The sequence below is a fragment of the Luteitalea sp. TBR-22 genome (genome assembly GCF_016865485.1).
In the GTDB taxonomy this organism is placed as follows: domain Bacteria; phylum Acidobacteriota; class Vicinamibacteria; order Vicinamibacterales; family Vicinamibacteraceae; genus Luteitalea.
Window position 1 is genome coordinate 1,144,365 of the sequence record NZ_AP024452.1, and the last position, 17,030, is coordinate 1,161,394.

Annotated in this window: 13 protein-coding genes; 4 read left to right on the plus strand and 9 right to left on the minus strand. The window is 71.2% G+C overall.

What is annotated here, in order from left to right:
- Positions 1 to 3: 3 nt before the first annotated feature.
- The 3 genes from TBR22_RS04735 to yhbY form a co-directional block, all read right to left on the minus strand.
- Entirely contained in the window at positions 4 to 1,155 is a 1,152-nt protein-coding gene (locus TBR22_RS04735; RefSeq protein ID WP_239491806.1) for a glycosyltransferase, read from the minus strand.
- A gap of 82 nt (positions 1,156 to 1,237) precedes the next feature.
- A complete protein-coding gene (locus TBR22_RS04740; protein ID WP_239491807.1) occupies positions 1,238 to 2,131 on the minus strand; it encodes a DNA-3-methyladenine glycosylase in 894 nt (297 codons plus the stop codon).
- Positions 2,132 to 2,186: 55 nt separating this feature from the next.
- Positions 2,187 to 2,504, minus strand: a complete 318-nt coding sequence (yhbY, locus tag TBR22_RS04745; protein ID WP_239491808.1) for a ribosome assembly RNA-binding protein YhbY — start codon at positions 2,502 to 2,504, stop codon at positions 2,187 to 2,189.
- 195 nt (positions 2,505 to 2,699) lie between these two features.
- On the opposite strand from yhbY, the gene TBR22_RS04750 reads away from it, so the two are divergent.
- Entirely contained in the window at positions 2,700 to 3,356 is a 657-nt protein-coding gene (locus TBR22_RS04750; RefSeq protein ID WP_239491809.1) for a carbonic anhydrase, read from the plus strand.
- Positions 3,357 to 3,378: 22 nt separating this feature from the next.
- On the opposite strand, the gene TBR22_RS04755 is transcribed toward TBR22_RS04750, so the two are convergent.
- The 3 genes from TBR22_RS04755 to TBR22_RS04765 are packed head-to-tail and all read right to left on the minus strand — an operon-like array spanning position 3,379 to position 6,920.
- Positions 3,379 to 3,528 (minus strand): twin-arginine translocation signal domain-containing protein, encoded by a 150-nt coding sequence (locus TBR22_RS04755; RefSeq protein ID WP_239491810.1) that lies wholly within the window; start codon positions 3,526 to 3,528, stop codon positions 3,379 to 3,381.
- Positions 3,529 to 3,567: 39 nt separating this feature from the next.
- The gene (locus TBR22_RS04760) at positions 3,568 to 5,334 is read right to left on the minus strand and encodes a PQQ-like beta-propeller repeat protein (protein ID WP_239491811.1); all 1,767 of its coding nucleotides are present in this window, start codon (positions 5,332 to 5,334) and stop codon (positions 3,568 to 3,570) included.
- Entirely contained in the window at positions 5,334 to 6,920 is a 1,587-nt protein-coding gene (locus TBR22_RS04765) for a PQQ-binding-like beta-propeller repeat protein (RefSeq protein WP_239491812.1), read from the minus strand. The genes TBR22_RS04760 and TBR22_RS04765 overlap by 1 nt, the downstream gene beginning before the upstream one ends.
- Positions 6,921 to 7,205: 285 nt before the next feature.
- Here TBR22_RS04765 and TBR22_RS04770 point away from each other — a divergent pair, with 285 nt between their 5' ends.
- Together TBR22_RS04770 and TBR22_RS04775 are read left to right on the plus strand one after the other, a co-directional pair.
- On the plus strand, positions 7,206 to 7,739 hold the full coding sequence (locus TBR22_RS04770) for a helix-hairpin-helix domain-containing protein (RefSeq protein WP_239491813.1): 534 nt from the start codon (positions 7,206 to 7,208) through the stop codon (positions 7,737 to 7,739).
- 347 nt (positions 7,740 to 8,086) lie between these two features.
- Entirely contained in the window at positions 8,087 to 10,117 is a 2,031-nt protein-coding gene (locus TBR22_RS04775) for a PQQ-binding-like beta-propeller repeat protein (protein ID WP_239491814.1), read from the plus strand.
- Between the two features lie 122 nt (positions 10,118 to 10,239).
- On the opposite strand, the gene TBR22_RS04780 is transcribed toward TBR22_RS04775, so the two are convergent.
- Positions 10,240 to 11,607, minus strand: a complete 1,368-nt coding sequence (locus TBR22_RS04780) for an enolase C-terminal domain-like protein (protein WP_239491815.1) — start codon at positions 11,605 to 11,607, stop codon at positions 10,240 to 10,242.
- 74 nt (positions 11,608 to 11,681) lie between these two features.
- Positions 11,682 to 12,983 (minus strand): hypothetical protein, encoded by a 1,302-nt coding sequence (locus TBR22_RS04785; protein WP_239491816.1) that lies wholly within the window; start codon positions 12,981 to 12,983, stop codon positions 11,682 to 11,684.
- Positions 12,984 to 13,347: 364 nt separating this feature from the next.
- On the opposite strand from TBR22_RS04785, the gene TBR22_RS04790 reads away from it, so the two are divergent.
- On the plus strand, positions 13,348 to 15,156 hold the full coding sequence (locus tag TBR22_RS04790; RefSeq protein WP_239491817.1) for a sodium:solute symporter family protein: 1,809 nt from the start codon (positions 13,348 to 13,350) through the stop codon (positions 15,154 to 15,156).
- A gap of 167 nt (positions 15,157 to 15,323) precedes the next feature.
- Here the strand turns inward: TBR22_RS04790 and TBR22_RS04795 are convergent, their stop codons facing one another.
- Complete coding sequence (locus TBR22_RS04795) at positions 15,324 to 16,994, minus strand: NAD-dependent malic enzyme (RefSeq protein ID WP_239491818.1); 1,671 nt, start codon at positions 16,992 to 16,994, stop codon at positions 15,324 to 15,326.
- Between the last annotated feature and the right edge of the window lie 36 nt (positions 16,995 to 17,030).

Sequence of the window (17,030 nt, forward strand, 5' to 3'; positions counted from 1 at the left end):
CAGTCACGCCGAGCCTGCCTGCGAGTGCAGTGACCGCGCGAAGGCGACGAGCCGATCGGCGCGGGAGAACGTCGTGTGATCGCGCCAGGCGCGCCGCAGGGCGCGGCGGGCCACGGCCTGGCGTTCGTCGGGGCGCGGCAGGTACCAGGCGCACGCCCTGGCGAACCCCGCGTCGTCATCGGCCTGCACCAGTTCGTCGTCGGCGAAGAACCTGGCGGTCACCGGCGTGCGGTGCGTCACCTGGAATGCGCCGCAGGCGGCCGCAGCGAAGACGCGGTAGGTGATCTCGAGCGGTTGGTCGCGCAGGAACGGGACCAGGGGCGCCAGGGCGATCCGGCTCGCGGAGAAGAGCGCCGGGAGGTCGGCGGGCGCAACGCGTGGCGACCCGAAGCGCCAGCCGCTGCCGACCCAGAGCCCGGGGGAAGCCGAGAGCACCGGCCGCAGGACGTCGTAGGCGACGGCCAGGCGGTCGGCGGTGAGCGTCGAGGCCATGAACCAGGCGTGCGCACGCGCCACCGGCCGGGGGCCATCGCTGAACGGATCGCAGGCCTGCGGCAAGGCGAGGTAGCGGAAGCCGGCCGCCGACAGGGGCGCGGCGTACCGCTGGAAGTACTCCGGCTCGTACAGCGAAAGGAAGGCGTCGGCCGTGCGGCCTGCCAGCGCGAGCCGCGTGCGCGCCTCGTCGTCGGCATCCATGCGCGCCGCGTGCGGGAAACCTGCCGGCGCCATGTGCACGAGCAGGCGGAGTCCGCGGCGCGTCGCCAGGTCGTCGCGCGCGCCTGCGTCGAGCCGCGCATGCACGGACGCGCGGTCCGGCGCCACCAGCAAGGTGGGGCAGACGGCGCGCCACTGGCTCTCCCAGTCGGGGGCGTCCTCGCTGACCACGGCGGTGGGGACGCCCATGTGCCTGAGGGCCGTGCCGAGGGTGTCGAACCAGATCAGGCCACTGATGGTGGGCGGCCGCACCAGGAACGCCCGGAGCCCCGTGCCTGCGTGGCGGTCGCGCGCGTCGGCGATGGCTGCAGCCCGTAGTGCGTCCGCCTCGGCGATCAGCCCGGCATCAGGCGGCTCGGCGGGCAGCGCAGGTCGTCGCTGCCCGGCGCGCCAGGCGGCGCGCACCGACAGCCACCGTGGGATCTGTCGGGCACGAGCCATCCACCGCGCGGGCGTCACGAGCGATACGCCCCGCATGCGGACGGTGAGGGAGGCGGCACGTTGCCGAGTATAGCCACGGGACTCATCGTGGCCGTCGGAACGGTGCCTTCGGCCCGTACCTCGGCGCGCGCACGCCAGCGGCCCACAACAGGCGGATGACCCGGAACGCCTGCGGCGCGAACGGCGCGAGCAGGGCCACCATGCGCTCGTCGGTGGCGCGTGGCTCGTTGGCCAGCGCCCAGGCCACGGTGCTGGGCAGGTGGAAGTCCCCGACGGGAACCGGCTCCGGTCGGCCCAGGCGCACCCCCAGCGCCATCGCCGACGTCCACGGCCCGACGCCCGGCACCGACTGCAGCAGCGCGTCCGCATCAGCGGTGGGCAGGTCCGCCGCGCGTTGCAGCGTCCGCGCGACGCGCGCGACGGCCACCAGCGTGCGCGCCTGCTGCCAGCCGATGCCGAGATCGGCGATCGTCTCCGGCCCCACCGCGCGAAGCTTGCGGGCCGTCGGTGGCAGCCGCAAGGGCATCGGTCCGGGAGCGACATCGCCCAGGCGATCGCAGAGCCGCCGCCACATGCCCGTCGCCTCTTCCCACGTCACCCGCTGCTGGAGGACGAATGTGACGAGCGCCTCGAACACGTCGCGCGTGTCGGCGAGGCGGAGCCCGCGATGCTGCTCGAGCAGTCGGTCGACCGCCGGATGCGCGGGCAGGCGCCAGGCCGGCTCGGCGAGCCCCACCCAGCGCGGGACGTCGCCGAGCGCCGTGGCGGCACCGGGTCCCCACGCCTCGGCCTGCAGCGACTCGCCAATCGCCAGGCGCACCGCCGCGGGCCCGTCTGGCGTGTGCGTCGCCTTCCAGAGGCCGTCCGGCTCGCGTCGCAACGTCGGGTCGTGAGGGCCCGTGCGCAGCAGCGCGGTGGTGGTGAAGAAGTCGTAGGCCGGAGGCAGGGGCCACTCGGCGCGTGCGTCCGGCGTCATGAGGGCGCGGATCGGGGATCGGGGAAGGCGGATCGGGGACCGCGGGATCGCTGCGTCACTCCTCGGGCCTGGGCAGCCAGAGCACGAGGACGCGCCCGACCTTCTGCACGAGCGCCGCGCCGGTCCGCTCGCAGATCGCCGTGCTCACCGCCGCGCGCTCCTCGCGCTCGCCCTCGCCGACCTTCACCTTGATCAGCTCGTGGGTCTCGAGGGCGCGGACGATGTCGGCGACGACGCCGTCGGTGAGGCCGGCGTGGCCGATACGCACGACCGGCTCGAGGGCATGGGCGCGCGCCTTCAGCGCGGCGCGCGCACGAGCGTCGAGCGCCGGGGCGCGGCGGGTGGGCGCGGGGTGGTCGGCAGCATCACTCATCGCAGCATCCTACGACAGGGGAATGGCGTGATGCGGCGATGCCGGCACTGCAGCACGACGCCGAAGGGCGAAGGGTCACGGCCGCACCACGTGAGCGACGGCAGCGCCACGCGCGCTGTCGGACGACGCCTACAGCCGTTTGGCCCACGTGGCGCCGCGCGCCATAATCGCGGCGGTCGTCCGTTGGAGGTGCGCGTGAGGAAGGCGTTGGTGCTGGGGTTGTCGCTGGTCGTGCTCGGAGCGCTCGCGTTCGTCGGCGCGAAGTTCACGGCCGGCGGTCGGCAGGCACAATTCGTGGTGGGCGGCGCGCTCGTCGACGTCGGCTACGGGTTGCAGGACGGGCTCGCGAGCTACGACTTCGAGCACGAGCACGACATCACCCCGGATCAGATCTGGGACGAGGTGCAGAAGCAGAACAAGCTGGCCGCCGACCAGCGCCGCCGCTTCCCGCGCACGGCGCGGCACCCGCTGGTGGCGCTCGTGGTCTGCATGGACGCCCGGATCGACACCAACGAGCTGGTGGGCGACACGCGGCACTACTACTACATCATCCGCACCGCCGGCTCCGTGATGAGCGAACGTGAGCAGGAGATGCTGGAACTCGCGGTCGCCAACGGCGTCAAGCTCGTGCTGCTCACGACGCATTCCGACTGCGCGGCCGAGCGGGTGGCCAGGACCCCCGACCTGCGCGCGAAGTTCCCGGCGCTCGCCGCCGCGGTGGACGAGCGCACGACGCGCGTCGACGAGTTCCTGGCGCGCCCCGCCATCGCCAGCGCCGTGGCCAAGGGGACGCTGGGCGTCAAGCGCGTCGCCATCGACACGCTGACCGACGAACTCGCAGCGCCCAGGTAGGGCGCGGTGGCCCACCGCGCCGCTACGCCCGGCTTGCGCTGGGGGCGAGCGTCTCGCCTTTCGCGGTGGTGTAGCGCGGCCACGCCGGCAGGCCCTTGCGTGCCGATCCGAGCGTCATGCCGGCAGCGCCGGCACCCACCGTCCTGAAGAAGCGGCGACGACTGCAAGCCATGCGGAATCCCTGCGCCGGATGTGGCACTCAGGGGCGGTGCTACCTCCTGCGTGGAAGAGCCCAGCGCTCGTCGTCGAAGCCGAACGCGTGGATGGTGCCGTCGGCGGTGCCGACGAAGACCTGCCCCAGACCGCTCCACAGGCTGCCGGGCGAGGCGGGCGAGGTCATCGCCGCGCCGCTCGTGAACAACCGCTTACCCGTGACGCCGTCGTAGGCCTGAAGCACGGCTCCTGACGCCGGGCGGGCGCCGGCAGCGGGCCTCCCTGCGCCGAGCGCGAAGACGACGCCGTTGACGACCAGTGGTGTCGCGGGCGCGGGCAGTGACCTCGACGCCCAGGCCGGCTCGACGGCGACCGTGTCGGCGGCCGCGCGCAGGCGCAGCGAGACCAGCGCGCCCGGCCCGGCAGGACTGTTGGGCGACGCCAACCCGGCGGCGATCGGCCCATCCACCGGCACCAGCACGAACGCGTCGCCGCCATCGGCCTGCCGCCACGCGGCGATCGCATCCCGGCGCACCATGCCGCCGGCTCCCGCCACGGGTGCCGACGTCGCCAACGGCGTTGCGTGATCCGCGCCGCCGAGGGCGCCGGCATCCAGGACGACCACGCGGCCATCGCGGGTCGCCGCGGCGACGACGTCGCGCGTGCCGACGCGAATCACGGTCGGGCCGGTCACGAAGTCGGCGTCGGGGCGCGTGAACCAGTCCTTCACGGCGAGGGTCTGCGGGTCGAGCGCGACGATCGCGTTGGCCTTGCCGTCGCCAATCGCGGTTCCGGAGCCGACGGCGGCCAGCAACGTGCCGTCGGCCGTGAAGGCGACGGCGCCGACCACCGGGCCGCCGTTGGTCTTCCACGACACGACAGGCTTGGCCTCGCTGTCGAGGTCGATCGACCACACGCCGTCGGCGGTGCCGCCGCATCCGCCGGTGGTGGCCACGTAGAGTCGGGTGTCGACGCCGACCGGCGCGGTAAACCGTGCGCCACGCGGCAGGAACGTCGCCGGCTTCTGCAGGTCCTTGCCCGACGCCAGGCCGAGCACGCGCAGTCGGCCGTCGCGCCCGACCACGTAGACGACTCCTGAAGGGACGGCGAGGCCGCGTACTGGCGTCGCGCTGCGGGGCGCCCCGGGGATGTCGCCCGGCGACCGGGCCGGTGCGGCAGCGGTCGTGGCTGCTGCGCTCGCGGCGCCGGGCGCGGCGGGTGCCCCTGCTGCCGGCGCGGGCGTCGGGGCCGGCGTCGCCGGACGCGCTGCCTGCGACTGCCGACGCACGCTGTCCATCGGGTTGCCCTCGCCCGGCCTGCCGATCAGGCTGCGGTAGCCGACCCCCGGCGGGGCCGGCGGTCGTGCGAGAGGGTCGGCGGTCGCCGAGCCGTCGAGGGGGACGATGCGGGTGGCGGCGGAGGTGATGGCGCCGGCGCACGACGGCAGGCTGGCCCTGTCCTCCACGTCGAGCGCACGCTGCCAGACGACATGGGCGATGTCGTTGTCGAGCGCGTACACGCGATCGCCCGCGCCGGTCACCACCGACATCGGCACGAAGAGCGTCACACCGCTGGCCGTCACACCCTGCAGGAGCGGACCGCGGGCGCCGTGCTCGGCCCCCGGCGCCTTGGTCCACTGCAGGCGGAAGCCGGGCGCCGACATCGTCTCCGGCGTGATCTTCTGGTCGACGCGGATCCACGACGTGCGCTGCGCATCGGCCAGCGGCGCGAACCAGCGCGTGCCGCCGCGGCCGACCTGCGCGAGGCCGACGCTGCCCGCCGCCAGGCAGGCCAGTGCGGTGAACGTCCAGCGAGCCGGGCGCATCACTTCGCCTCCTTGCGCGGGATGCCGAAGCAGTACAGCGTGCCGTCGAAGGTCGCGACGTAGGCCTTGCCGTTGGCCACGGTGAGCCCACTGAAGTGGTTCCACGACGTGATGGTGTCGCCGCTCGACCAGAGTTCCTTGCCGGTGCGGCCGTCGAGGGCGTACAGGGCGGCGCGTCGCGAACCGGCAATGCGTCGGACCGGTCCAGAGCTCAGGCCGCCGCCGTACACCGGGCCGCCGGGTTCATCCCAGCCTTTCTCGGGCATCACCTGCGAGGCGTCCTCGCCACCTGCGTAGGCGAACACGATGCCGTTGGCGATGACGACCTCCTCGGCCAGGTCCATGTCGCGGGAGATCCACGCCGGCACCAGCCGCCATCCCTCGGGTCGCTGCCGCAGCGTGAACGCCGCCACGCCGCCGCCCTTGGGACGAGCATGCTCGATCGGCGCCTTGAAGCCCTTGCTCACCGGACCCCAGAACGGCGCGAGCACCCATTGCGTGCCCGCGCTGTCCTTCCAGCCGCCGAGCGCGCCCCAGATGCCCTGCGCATCGAAGGCCTGCTGGTCGTTGCAGATCAGCGGCGTGGTGTGCAGCGTGGTGCGGTGGTCCTCGCCGCCGAGCGCGTCACGATCGAGCAGCCACAGCCGGCACTCCTTGCTGGTGCCGACGAGGAACCGGCGCCCGCCGTGGTCGATGGCCATCGGTGTCGTGTTGACGTCGAGGTCGCGGCGCCACAGCCAGTTGGCATTGGGCGCGCCGAAGTAGTCGGCCAGCTGCAGGTTGCCGACCATGTCGAGCTTGACGCCGACGATGCCGTTGCCGAGCCGACGGTTCAGCGGATCGAACATCGCGTCGCCGGTGCCCAGGAACACCCGGCCCTGCGCGTCGATCGAGGCGCCTCGTCGTCCCCACAGGCCGCCGCCCGCCGGGATGAACGCGCTCACGACCTTCGTGCCCAGGTTGAAGGAGTAGAAGGCATTGGTGAGGCCGCCACACCCCTGCGCGGTGGCGGTGTAGACCACGCCATCGTGGAGGTTGAGGGCGTACGGCTTGCCGCCGCCGGGGATGAACAGCTCGGGGGGCGCGGCGTCCTCGCCGTCGGCGAGGTTGATCTGGCGGAGACGCCCGTCCCACGACACCACGTAGATGGTGTACCGGCCCGGCGCGGTGCGCGCCATCACCGGCACGGCCGTCAGGCCCCCCGGGCAGAGCGTGTCGTCGGTACGGCCCTCGCTGGTGAGCGTGCTGTCGAACTTGCGGTGCCAGATCTCGCGGCCGGTCGCGACGTCGATGCCCCAGAGATCGTCGGACACGCCGGTGACGACGGCCAGTTCACGCTCGCCGTCGGCGGTGGAGACCTTCTCGGCGACGAGCGGCGCGAAGAGGTTGTGCATCGCGCGCGGCTTGCTCGGCAGCTTCAGCGTCCAGAGCAGCGTCGTCGTGCCGACGTTGGCCGGCGTGAAGACGCGTTCGTCGCGCACCCAGCCCGTCCGCGCGGAATCGACGCCCTCGGTGAGGAAGTCGGAGGCCAGCCCCGTCATGCCCCCGGCCACCACCAGCACCGCCATCAGCTTCGCCACGTGCATATGGGGCGGAATCATAGTGCAAGGGACAAGGGACAGGGGACGAGGGAACAGTCCCAAGGGCTGCGAGGGACGAGGGACAAGGACCGAGGGACGCGAGACAACGACGGCAAGGGAAGAGGGACGGGCCGTGAGGGACAAGCCTGGGCGCGCACGGAGGCTGTCGTACTCGCGGTCCGCGCTCAGGTCTTCCTTCTTGTCACCTCGTCGCTGGTCTTGCTTGCCCCCGTCCCTTGCCTCCCCTTGTGACTTGTCGCTCGTCCCTCCTCCCTTGGGTACAATCGCCGCATGACGGTGAAGGGGCTCTGGTCGGGCGTGTTGGTCGCGGCGTGGGTGGCGTCGTTGGTCGTGGTGTCGGCGCGGCCTGCGCAGGAGCCGGCGGCCGGGCAGCCGCCGATGCTCGTGCCCTCCGGCGTCGGGTTGCCCGACGGGCCGGGCAAGGACGTGATGGTGCAATCGTGCGGGGCGTGCCACGAGGCGCGGCGCGCGGCGTCGGCCCGGCTCACGAAGGCGGGCTGGGCGGCGGTGATCGACAGCATGATCGGGCGGGGCGCGAAGATCGCCGAGGCCGACGTGCCGGTGGTGCTCGACTACCTGACGGCGAACTTCCTCGGCGAGGCGGCGCAGCCGATCAACATCAACATCGCGCCACAGATCGACTTCGAGGCGGCAGTCGGCCTGCTGCGGCGCGAGGCCGCGGCCATCGTGGCGTACCGCAACACGCACGGACGCTTTGCCAGCGTCGACGATCTGAAGAAGGTGCCCGGCGTCGATCCGCGCAAGATCGAGGCCCGCAAGTCGGTGCTCGTGGTGCTCCAGTAATTTGAAACTGGAGATTTGAAATTCACCGGCGGCCGGCCTGTCGGCCTTGCCGCTCGACACATCCCGAGGGGCGGCGGCGGAGCCGCGCCTCACGAGAATTTCAAATTTCGAATCTCGAATTGCCACCTCAGGGGCGGATCACCCGGCGGCCACTCGCGCCCGTGCTGACGCGTAAGTTCGCGCTTGCCTCGGCGCGCGGAACTCATCTATAAGGGGCTGAGCCCTTCAGCTCGAAGTCCCTCGCGCGTCGTCTCGCGGCGCGCCTCGACGAGTCGCGCCAGCGATCCGCCGCGGCGCGCAGCCTCCCACGCGTCACAGGTCGTGCCCTCTCGTCCGTGGAGGCTGCTGTGAAGCTGGTCCTCGTGTCGATCACCGTTGTCGCATGTTCGGCCACGCTCGCGGCCGGTTGGCTCCAGTCGTCCCCGTCAAGCGCCGATGGGCCGTTCACCGAGGCCCAGGCGACGCGCGGCAAGGAGGTCTATGCGCGCACGTGTGCCGCCTGCCATGGCCCCGACCTGCAGGGCGCGGCCTCGATCCCGCTGGTCGGCAGCAGCTTCCAGGCACGCTGGCGGTTCCCTGCGCTGACCGTCGACGACCTGTTCTACATCGTGCGCAAGACCATGCCGCCGCAGGCCGCCGGCACGGTGCCGGTCGACGATCTCTCGGACGCGGTCGCCTACCTGCTCCAGGCCAACGGGTACCGCCCCGGGCCGACGCCGCTGGCCGTCGGCGCGGCAGGACTGAAGCAACCCCTCGCGTGGGCCGGCAAGTACGCCAGTCCGACGGGGGACTCGGCGATTGCGGGGCCCGACGTCCTGCCCGGCGACGCCGGGGCCACGCCGGGCACGACGGGGCCCGACCAGGCCGCGCTCGACGGTGCCGGGCGGTCCACCGACTGGCTGGTGCACACCCACGATTACGCCGGGACGCGCTACTCACCGCTCTCGCAGATCGACACCAGCAACGCCGCCCGTCTCGTGCCGACCTGCATGCTCCAGGTCGGGGAGGCGGACAGCTTCCAGACCGGGCCGATCGTGCACGCCGGCACGATGTACCTGGCGACGGCGAAGAGCACGATCGCCATCGACGCGGCGACCTGCCGGGTCAAGTGGCGTCACTCGTGGCGGTTGCGTGGCGACGCGTCCTGGAATCGCAACCGCGGGGTCGCGCTCAAGGACGGGCGGGTCGTGCGGGGCACGCCCGACGGCTACCTGGTCGCCCTCAGCAGCGAGACCGGCGCGATGCTGTGGGCGCGGCGTGTGGCCGACTCCGCGGCCGGCGAGACGTTCACGATGGCGCCCGTCATCTACGACGATCTGATCCTGATCGGCCCGGCGGGCAGCGAGAACAACATCAAGGGCTGGGTGGGGGCCTTCCGGTTGGCCGACGGCACGCCCGTGTGGCGGTTCAACACCGTGCCGCGGCCTGGCGAGCCCGGCTACGACACCTGGCAGAACCCGACGAACATCCCGATGGCCGGGGGCGCGGTCTGGACGTCGTTCTCGCTCGACACCGCGACCGGCGACCTGCACGTCGCCGTCACCAATCCTGCACCGGACCTGCCCGCGCACCTGCGACCAGGCTCGAACCTCTACACCAACTCGATCCTCGTGCTCGACGTGCGCACCGGCAAGCACCGGTGGCACCGGTCGATGGTGCCCGCCGACTCGCACGACTGGGACCTGTCGCACGCCATGCCCCTGTTCAGCGCCACCATCGGCGGCGCATCCCGGCGCCTCGTCGCGACGGTCGGCAAGGACGGCATCCTGCGGACGCTCGATCGCGAGACGCACGACATCGTGTACGCAACGCCGGTCACCACCATCAAGAACGCCGACCTGCCGGTCACGACCACGCCGACGCACGCCTGTCCCGGCGTGCTCGGTGGCGTGGAGTGGAACGGCCCCTCGTACAGCGCCACCACCGGGATGCTGTACGTTCCCGCGGTGGACTGGTGCAGCACCTTCATCGCCGATCCCGAGCCACGGTACATCCCGGGGAAGAGCTACCTGGGTGGGACGGCCGCCCGTGACCCTGCGGAGAAGTCGCAGGGGTGGCTCACGGCGCTGGACGCGACGACGGGCGTGGTGCGCTGGAAGCACCGGTCGCCGCGTCCGATGGTCGCGGCGGTGACGTCCACCGCCGGTGGCCTCGTGCTGGCGGGCGAACTGACCGGCGACTTCCTCGCCCTCGACGGGCGCACCGGCGACGTGCTCTACCGGTTCAACACGGGCGGCTCGATGGGCGGGGGCATCGTGACGTACGAGACGGGCGGGCGGCAGTACATCGCGGTCGCCTCAGGCACGCCGTCGGCCTTCTGGGTGGACAGGAACGGCGGCGCACCCACGATCGTGGTGTTCGCCCTGCCCGCAATTTGAAATTGGAAATTTGAAATTGACCGGCGGCCGGCCTGTCGGCCTTGCCGCTCGACACGTCCCGAGGGGCGGCGGCGGAGCCGCGCCCCACGAGAATTTCAAATTTCCAATTTCGAATTGCCACCTCAGGGGCGGATCACCGTTCCGTCCCGCCGCCGCGTCTGGCCCCATGAGTAGTCGAAGTTCGGCGGCCCCGGCTTGAAGGGGAACTTCGCCGCGAGCGCCTCGTCGACCTCCACGCCGTGCCCGGGGGCGTCGTTGGCGACCATGTAGCCGTTGACCTGCTCGGGCGCGCCCTTGAACACCTCGCGCGTCCGGGCCGGGAACGCGCCGCCTTCGTGGATCCCGAAGTTGTAGGTCGACAGCTCCAGCGCCAGCTGCGCCGCGTGCGCCACCGGTGACGCGTCGCCCGGTCCGTGCCACGCCGTGCGCACCCCGAAGAACTCCGACAGCGCCGCCACCTTGCGGGCCGGCGAGAGGCCGCCGATCTGCGAGATGTGGATGCGGATGAAGTCGATCAGCCGCTCGGAGATCAACGGCAGGTACTCCTGCACGGTGTTGAACAGCTCGCCCATCGCGATGGGCACACTGGTCTGCTGCCGCAACTGCCGGAACCACCCGTTGTCCTCGGGCGGGAACGGATCCTCGAGGAAGAACAGGTTGTACGGTTCGAGCGCCTTGCAGAGGTTGATCGCCTCGTTGAGCTGGACGCGCTCGTGCACGTCGTGCAGCAACTGCACCTCGTCGCCGAGGGCGGTCCGCAGGTGCGCGAACAGCTTCGGCAGCATCCGCACGTACGGCGCCGACTCCCAGATGGCGCGCGGGTTGGTGGGACCGATGGGCTCGGCGGTGTCGCCGGCCGTCGCCGCGTCGCTGCGCGCGCCGTAGGTGGCCAGGCCCGGGACGCCGCCCTGCACGCGCACGTGACGGAAGCCGGCGGCGATGCCCTTGCGCGCGTTCTCGGTGACCTCGGCGAAGTCGCGGCCGCTGGCGTGGTAGTAGCAGTCGGCACCGTGGCGCACCTTGCCGCCGAGCAACTGGTAGAGCGGCAGGCCGGCGCGCTTGCCGAGGATGTCCCACAGCGCGATGTCGACGCCGCTCATGGCGTTGAACAGCACCGGGCCGTTGCGCCAGTACGAGGACATGTACATCGACTGCCAGATGTCCTCGATCTCGTCGACGCGCCGTCCGATGAGGAACGGCCGCAGGTACTCGTCGACGGCGGTCTTGACGACGAGCGCGCGCTGCGTGAACGTCGCGCAGCCCCAGCCGTGCAGTCCCGGCTGGTCGGTGAGCACCTTCACGACCACCAGGCGGATGTTGTCGGGTGCCGTGAGGATCACCTGCACGTCGCGAATCCGGATGGCCGGCAGTCCCCGCGGCGCCGCGGGCACCGTCGGCGCCTGCGCCAGCGCCGCGGCCTCCGTCAGCACACCTGTCCCTACCAGCGCCGAGCCCTGCGCGAGCCGGCGCAGCACGTCACGTCGATGCATGCGGCCTCCTGTGCGCCGCATCCTGTGGGGCCGGCCGCCGCGTGTCAAGTCGCCGGCCGACCCCTGCCGACGGGCTAACGGATCTCGTGCATCCTGCGCACCGACTTGTCGCGGCCTGGCCCGTGGCACCGGACGCAGCGCTCGACGACGAGGCCCTGGTCGAGTGCCAACTGGGTGGTGTCGAAGGAGGCGCCGCCGTCGCGCACCATGTGGTCGATCTCCTCGCCCTCGTCATGGCACGACGAGCAGACGGCGGCCGTCGGGCTGACCTTGCGGTCGTCGGCCGGGTTCATGTCGATCGTCACCGTGCCGGTCGGGCTGATGCTGCGGGTGTCGAAGGTGGTGCCCAGCACGCCCGGCTTCAGCGGCAGCTCGAACGTGCCGCGCTTGCCGTCGTCGACGTGGCAGGCGACGCAGTTGCGCAGCTCGCCGGGATACTTGGTGAGCGTGCCTGCGTCGAAGACCGTGTGGTTGAAGCCGATCGCCACGAGCGGCCGCGTGCGGAACCCCGTGGTGCTCGCGTGGATGCCGTGGACCAGGCTCTTGAAGTCGAGGCTCTGCTCGGGCAGCGTGTAGCGCCCGAGGCGCACCTGCGGGTCGGTGGGCAGCCGGTACACGATGTCGGTGTTGTTCGGGTTGTGGCACATCACGCACACCTGCGTCTCCTCGGTGCGGTTGTTGCCGTGCAGCGTCAGTTGCGGCGCGGCGCCGGTGCCGTCGGAGCGATGGCAGCCCAGGCACTTGGTGACGGTCACCACGGTGCGGCGCGGCACCACGGCCGGGCCCGTGATCAGGAACGTCCGGTACGCACTGCGCACCGGCACGCGCACGGTCCACGCGCCGGTGGCGTCCTGGCCGGCCGGGTGCCCCTCGAGCGCGACCTGGCCCGTGCCGGTCGCCGTCACCGGGATCGGCAGCGGTGAGGTGGCGGTGTAGGTGCCGTCGCCATTGGGCACCACGCTCGGCGCCAGCGCATTGATCGGGATGGGCATCGCGGCGCCGCGCGCGCCCGCGGTGTTGGCGTGGCTGTCGGTGTTGGTGAAGTCACGCGTGCTCCACCCGACCTGCAGGAACAACCGGCTCACGCCGCCGCCTGTCGTCCAGGCGGGATCGGTCTTGAGGTCGTACGCCGCGCCGGTCAGCGGGTTGGTCACCGAGAAGGTGATGACCGGGTACTCGCCCGGCGCCACCGTGGCCGACCCGGTGGTGAGGCTCCTCACGGCGAGCACGTTGAAGCGGTAGGGCGGTGGCGCGGTGGCGGCCCTGGTGCCGATCGTGGTCGCGGCGGCGGCGATCACGAGGCCCGCGGCGATCCAGGCCGCGCCGGCGCGGCCGAGGGGTGGTGGTGCCTTTCGTCCTGTTGCTGCTCCTGACATGGCACGTCCTTGTTCGTTGTGGCGCGGATCGCATCGACGGATTGTCGGCGCCAGACGAAGGCGGAGTCCCTCCCGGGCCACCCGGGCACGCGGGACGCCCGCCGCGATCCGCACCTCGACAGTGCAAGCGATGGTCCGCGGGCGGGGCGCGCGGAATCGGCGGAATGCAGCGGCGAGGTCGCGCTGCGTCGCATTCGAAGACACGCGCGCCATGTCGAAACTACCGGGCGTGCGCCGTTGGTCGGCGCGCGCGACACGCGACGTCGGTGGGGCGCTCGTGCCGGGTGAGCGCGATCCCACCGGAAAATGAGTATCCTCACGCGGGGATCGCCGGTTTCCCGGCACCCACGGAGACGCGCCCCTCATGCAGCTCGCCTTGATCGACTGGGTGATTCTGGTCGTCACCCTCGCCATCTGTTTCGCGCCCGCGCTGTTCTTCGGGCGACGCGCCAGCCAGAGCACGTCGGAGTTCTTCGCCTCCGGACGGTCGGTGCCCTGGTGGCTGGCCGGGCTCTCGATGGTCGCCACCACCTTCAGCAGCGACACCCCCAACCTGGTGACCGACATCGTCCGCCGCAACGGCGTGGCCGGCAACTGGGTGTGGTGGGCGTTCGTGCTCACCGGCGTGTCGACGGTGTTCTTCTACGCGCGGCTGTGGCGACGCTCGGGGGTGATGACCGACCTCGAGTTCTACGAGATGCGCTACTCCGGGCAGGCGGCGGGCGTGGTGCGCGGCTTCCGCGCCGTGTACCTCGGGTTCTTCTTCAACTGCATGATCATGGCGACGGTCAACCTGGCCGCCTGCAAGATCGCCGCGATCCTGTTCGGCCTCGAGCGCTGGCAGACGCTCACCTTCGTCGGGCTGCTCAACGTCGCCTTCGCGGCCCACAGCGGGTTGTGGGGCGTGCTCGTCATCGACATGATCCAGTTCTTCATCAAGATGACGGCGGTCATCGCGGCGGCGTACTACGCGCTGCACGCGCCGGGCGTCGGCGGGCTGGACGGCCTGGTGACGCAGCTGTCGGCGCGGCCCGGCCCGGGCGGCCTCGACTACCTCGCCATCCTTCCCGACTTCTCCAACAACTGGGAACTCGCCGTCGCCGTGTTCATCATGCCGGTGGCGGTGCAGTGGTGGGCCGTGTGGTACCCGGGCGCCGAGCCCGGCGGCGGCAGCTACATCGCCCAGCGGATGCTCGCCTCACGGTCGGAGAAGGACGCGCTCGGCGCCGTGCTGTTCTTCAACGTCGCGCACTACGTGCTGCGTCCGTGGCCCTGGATCCTGGTCGGCCTGGCCTCGCTCATCGTCTATCCCCAGCTGTCGGACATCCAGGCGGCGTTCCCGAACCTGGACCCCAAGCTGCTCGGGCACGACATCGCGTACCCGGCGATGCTCAAGTTCCTGCCGGCCGGCTTCGTCGGCCTGATGGTCGGCGGCCTGATCGCCGCCAATTCCTCGACGATCCTCACGCACCTGAACTGGGGCGCGTCGTACCTGGTGCACGACTTCTACCGCCGCTTCATCAACCGCACGCAGACCGAGGATCACTACGTGCTGATGGGCCGATACGCGACGGTCCTCCTGTTCATCTGCTCGTCGGCCACGGTGTACCTGCTCGACACGGCCAAGGATGCCTTCGACATCATCCTGCAGGTGGGCGCCGGCACCGGCCTGCTGTACCTGGTCCGGTGGTTCTGGTGGCGGGTCAACGCCTGGTGCGAGGTCGTCGCGATGGTCAGTTCCTTCGCCATCTCGATGGTGTTCCTGGTGCTGGCGCGCAGCGGATCGCCGGTGAGCACCCACGTCGCGCTGGTGTTGACGGCGGCCTTCACCACGCTGTGCTGGGTGGTCACGGCCTACGTGACCACGCCCACCGACATGGCCGTGCTGGTCGACTTCTACAAGCGCGTGCGCCCGGTGGGCCCGGGCTGGAAGCCGGTCGCCGCCATCGCGGGCGCCCACGAGCGCGTCGCCGCCCCGGGCGACAACATCCCGTTGGGCCTGCTCGGGTGGGCCGCCGGCTGCAGCCTGATCTGGTCGGCGCTGTTCGCCGTCGGCAACGTCCTGTACGGGCGCCGCGCGTATGCGGCCATCCTCATCGCCACCTGCCTGGTGAGCACCGCCCTCGTGATCTGGGTGATGCGCGTGCAGTGGCCGGAGCAAGAGCAAGAGTAGAAGAGCAGAAGAACAGAAGGCAGAGCGGGAAGTGGCGAAGCTGGAAGTCTTCAAGCCTTCAAGCCTTCAAGCCTTGAAGCCTTCCTTGACCTTCTTCCTTTCCTTCTGCCTTCCTCCTTCCCGCCCTGCCTTCTTTCCTTCTACTCTTCTACCCTTCTTTCCTTCGTTCACGCGTATTCCCGGTAAACGGGCCGGAACATCCGCGCGCGGATGTCGGCCATCAGGTCGTCGGGCCGCGCCGCCTGCGCCAGGCCCTTCGCGTGCGCCTCCTCGGCGACGGCGGTCGCGATGCGGAGCGACACCTCGCGGATCTGCGTGAGCGCCGGGTACACGCGCCCGAGCTCGAGGTCGCCCTGGGCCACCATCCCGGCCAGGGTCCGCGCCGCCGCGAGGAACATCGCGTCGGTCACCTCGCGCGACTCGGCCGCCAGCGCGCCGAGCCCGACGCCGGGGAAGATGTAGATGTTGTTGCCCTGCCCGGGCACGTGCCGTCGGCCCTTGAACTCGACCTCGGCGAACGGGCTGCCGGAGGCGAAGATCGCGCGGCCGTCGGACCACTGGTACGCCTGCTCCGCGGTGCACTCGGCCTTCGACGTCGGGTTGGACAGCGCAAACACCATCGGCCGCGGGTTGAATGCCGCCATCTGCTCGACGATGGGCTGCGTGAACGTCTGCGGCATGCCCGAGACGCCGATCAGCGCGGTCGGCTTCAGCGTCCGCACCGCCTCGTCGAGCGTCGCGATGAACGGGTGGTCGTGCGCGTAGGGGAGCTTGTGGTGCGCGAGGTCGGCCTCGCGGGCCTTCACCACCAGGCCCTTCGAGTCGACGAACCAGCAGCGTGCCCGCGCCTCGGCCTCGTTCAGCCCCTCGGACCGCGCCGCCTCGACGTAGAGGTCGGCGATGCCCGTGCCCGCTTCGCCCGCGCCCAGGAACAGGAGGCGCTGGTCGCGCAGCGTGCCACCGGTCAGCCGCAGGCCCGCGATGACGCCCGCGAGCGCGACCGCCGCCGTGCCCTGGATGTCGTCGTTGAAGCTCAGGAGGCGGCTGCGGTACTGCGTGAGCAGGCGGAACGCGTTGGTGTTGCCGAAGTCCTCCCACTGCAGCAGCGCCTTGGGGAAGACCATCGACACCGCCTGCACCAGTTCCTCGATGAACGAGTCGTACTCCTCCCCGCGGGCGCGCTTGCGGCGCAAGCCGATGTAGGCCGGCCCCTCGAGCAACTCCTGGTTGTCGGTGCCCACGTCCAGGGTGATGGGCAGCGTGTACGACGGGTGCACGCCGGCACACGCCGTGTAGAGCGACAGCTTGCCCACCGGGATGCCCATGCCGAGCGCGCCGAGGTCACCGAGGCCGAGGATGCGCTCGCCGTCGGTCACGACGATGAGGCGCACCTGGTGCGGCCACTGCGACAGGATGTCGGCCAGGTGGCCGCGGTCGCGCAGCGACAGGAACAGGCCGCGCGGACGGCGGTAGATGGCGCCGTACTCGAGGCACGCCTGGCCGACGGTCGGCGTGTAGATGAGCGGCACCATCTCCTCGATGTTGTCCATCACCAGCCGGTAGAACAGCACCTCGTTCCGGTTCTGGAGGTTGGTCAGGTAGATGTACTTCTCGAGGCTGTCCGGCTTGCGGTGCACGGCCGCCAGGCTGCGCTGCACCTGCTCGTCGAGCGTGAACACCCGGGGCGGCAGCAGGCCGCGGAGCCCGAGGACGTCGCGCTCACGCTCGGTGAAGGCAGTGCCCTTGTTCAAGAGAGGATCGGTGAGGAGCGCGGCGCCGCGGGGTTGCTGCGGGGCGCCCCACGCGGACAGGTCGGCCGGCGAGGCGGGTGACGTCATGGCAGCCCAAGCATATGCCCCGATACACCGCAGTGT

Bases quoted from the DNA above. Each gene is read 5' to 3' on its own strand.
- TBR22_RS04770 (WP_239491813.1), top strand. From the start codon at position 7,206: ATGACGGTGAAGGGGCTCTGGTCGGGCGTGTTGGTCGCGGCGTGGGTG.
- TBR22_RS04780 (WP_239491815.1), bottom strand. From the start codon at position 11,607: ATGCATCGACGTGACGTGCTGCGCCGGCTCGCGCAGGGCTCGGCGCTG.
- TBR22_RS04795 (WP_239491818.1), bottom strand. From the start codon at position 16,994: ATGACGTCACCCGCCTCGCCGGCCGACCTGTCCGCGTGGGGCGCCCCG.
- TBR22_RS04735 (WP_239491806.1), bottom strand. From the start codon at position 1,155: ATGGCTCGTGCCCGACAGATCCCACGGTGGCTGTCGGTGCGCGCCGCC.
- TBR22_RS04755 (WP_239491810.1), bottom strand. From the start codon at position 3,528: ATGGCTTGCAGTCGTCGCCGCTTCTTCAGGACGGTGGGTGCCGGCGCT.
- TBR22_RS04785 (WP_239491816.1), bottom strand. From the start codon at position 12,983: ATGTCAGGAGCAGCAACAGGACGAAAGGCACCACCACCCCTCGGCCGC.
- TBR22_RS04765 (WP_239491812.1), bottom strand. From the start codon at position 6,920: ATGCACGTGGCGAAGCTGATGGCGGTGCTGGTGGTGGCCGGGGGCATG.
- TBR22_RS04740 (WP_239491807.1), bottom strand. From the start codon at position 2,131: ATGACGCCGGACGCACGCGCCGAGTGGCCCCTGCCTCCGGCCTACGAC.
- TBR22_RS04790 (WP_239491817.1), top strand. From the start codon at position 13,348: ATGCAGCTCGCCTTGATCGACTGGGTGATTCTGGTCGTCACCCTCGCC.
- TBR22_RS04760 (WP_239491811.1), bottom strand. From the start codon at position 5,334: ATGCGCCCGGCTCGCTGGACGTTCACCGCACTGGCCTGCCTGGCGGCG.
- yhbY (WP_239491808.1), bottom strand. From the start codon at position 2,504: ATGAGTGATGCTGCCGACCACCCCGCGCCCACCCGCCGCGCCCCGGCG.